We start from the raw sequence: 2,400 nt of genomic DNA, 5'->3' as shown, positions 1-2,400 counted from the left end.
CCCACCGCCCATGCCGAAGCCGGCGCCGAACCCGGTACCGAACCCGGAGACCCCCAGCGGTACCCCGTCTCCCTACTCCGATCCGAGTACGACGATCTGCCCGTCGGGGACGACGACGGACGCTGGTGGGCGCTGCACGCCCAGTTCGCCGGCCTGCCCGGCCGCAGCCACGGGCAATGCGGGCGGCCCCTGCGACCAGCACGCTCCGGCCTGCCCACCGAGCACGCCTCGATCGGCCGACGCAGCGGCGTCATCACCGCCGAACGGTGCCTGCCCACAACCCCGGTGCACCTCCGGGCCGGCGTCGGTGTCGACATCAATGCCAGGTACAGATACAGGTACAGGATGTGATGGCGGCGGTCCCCAGCAATGCACGACGCCCGCCCCCGCGTTGCCGCTCGGCCTGGTCGACGCGACGCCCTGCCCCACTCCCACGGAGGACACGAAGACCACGTCACCTCCCATCACCTCGTCCCCGGTCACCGACTCCACCAAGCCGGGCTCCAACGGGGAGAAGGAGACCTCGATTACCTGTCCGGACGGGTCCGTGCGCCGATCGGCCGACCAGTGCCCCTTGCCGCAGAAGGCCTGCCCCGGTTCGGTGGTCGGCGTCGCCGTGGGCGAAGCCTGCCCGCCGCCGCGGCCATCCCCGCCGGTCCCGGTCGTCTGCTGGGACGGTTCCGTGCGCGCGGCGACGCTCGACTGCCCCGCCGGGCGCCGGCTCTGCCCCGGCGGCCTCGCGGTTCCGCTCGACGAGCAGTGCGCGGCACCCACCCTGTCCCGCTGCCCGAAGGGGACGGTGCGCGTGCTGGGCGTGTGCACACCCGTGTCCGAGCCCGGCGGGTCCGAGCCCGGCGTGTCAGAGCCGGATGTGGGGGAGCCGGTGGCACGCGAGGCACGTCCCGGTGAGCTGTTGTTCGACCGGAGCGCCGTGACGGCTGGAGATACGCTGTTCGCCCGGGGTGCCGGCTGCAGACCCGGGTCGCAGGCCATGCTCACCGCGGGCGGCGAGCTGGTCGGACGGACCGTTGCCGACCAGGACGGCACGTTCGAGACCGTGGTCCAGTTCGCCAGCTTCCAGCCGGGTTACCGTCCGGTCACCGCCGCCTGCGGAGCTAACCTCACCGCCGGTATAGACATGGTGCTGGTCTCCGCGGACACCAGCGCTTCGCCTCCATCGGTGCTGCTTCCGCTCTTCCTGGCGCTGTCGTTCCTGGCCGTGCACTACCAGATAGCGGCCCGTGGACGTCGGCGCGCCAGGTCGCAGCGCCGTTAGGTGCCATGCGCCGCCAGACATTACCGGGTGTTGCCGGGTGTTACCCGGTGTTACCGGTGCGGGTGGACTGCTGACCGACACCCTCGACAACCTCGGGATCCTCGACAACCTCGGGCGGGAGTGATCATCTAATGTCCCACCCACCCGGCCGGAGTGGACCCGCGGACCGACCCGCGGACAGGCCCGTGGACAGGCCCGCGGATCATGCTGCCTCCGAACCGACCGAGGTCGGTCCCTATCGGCTGGTGCGGCGTCTCGGCGCGGGTGGGATGGGGACCGTCTACCTGGGGGAGAACACCGCCGGTGGTCTGGTCGCGGTCAAACTGATCCGGGCGGATCTCGCCCGGTTGGCCGAGTTCCGCAGCCGGCTCAAGCAGGAGGCCGACAACGCCCGGCGGGTCGCTCGTTTCTGCACGGCGGCGGTCCTCGACGTCGACATCACCGCCGATCCGCCTTATCTGGTGACCGAGTACGTCGACGGGCCGACGCTGTCCGAGGCGGTCGGCACGCGCGGCCCGTTAACCCCGGCGGAGCTTCATCAGCTGGCGGTGAGCATGACCACCGCGCTGATGGCGATCCACCAGGCCGGACTCGTGCACCGGGATCTGAAGCCGTCCAACATCCTGCTGTCCCGGCTCGGACCGAAGGTGATCGATTTCGGTATCGCGCGCGCCCTGGACTCCGCGACGGTACTCAGCGGGGATCGCCAGCTCGGGACGCCGGCGTTCATGGCGCCGGAACAGGCCTTAGGCGAGCAGGTCACCTCGGCGGCGGACGTGTTCGCCTGGGGCGGTGTCCTTATCTTCGCCGGGACCGGTCGTTACCCGTTCGGTAACGGCCCTGCTCCCAGCGTGCTGTACCGGACGGTCAACGATCCTCCGATGCTTGACGGCTTCGAGGACAGCCTGCGGCCCCTGGTCTCCGATGCGATGCGCAAGGCAGCGGCGGAGCGACCCACCGCCGAGAAGCTCTACGCGCGTCTTCTGGACCTACGTGCCGAAGCCCCGATGGTGGCCAAGGGGCTGTCCCTGTCCGAGGTGACCGCGCTGATCCGGCCGCTGAACACGCCTCCCGGCGGCGCCTCCGGGACGCCGGCGAGCGACGCCGACCTCGCGGGTCCGATC

At 70.9% G+C, this 2,400-nt stretch carries 3 protein-coding genes; all 3 read left to right on the top strand.

The window, feature by feature from the left end:
- Window positions 1–351: hypothetical protein (locus AC08OV_RS16605; protein WP_476619905.1), on the top strand; the 351-nt coding region annotated here is incomplete at its 5' end.
- Window positions 352–391: 40 nt separating this feature from the next.
- Window positions 392–1,276 carry a hypothetical protein gene (locus tag AC08OV_RS16600; protein ID WP_476615232.1) on the top strand — a complete coding sequence of 295 codons (885 nt, stop codon included), beginning with the start codon at window positions 392–394 and terminating at the stop codon, window positions 1,274–1,276.
- Between the two features lie 185 nt (window positions 1,277–1,461).
- On the top strand, window positions 1,462–2,400 hold a 939-nt coding region (locus tag AC08OV_RS16595), incomplete at its 3' end, for a serine/threonine-protein kinase (RefSeq protein ID WP_476619904.1).

It is taken from the genome of Frankia sp. CeTa3Moorea, from assembly GCF_978021225.1.
This window is presented reverse-complemented; position numbering and strand designations above follow the sequence as displayed.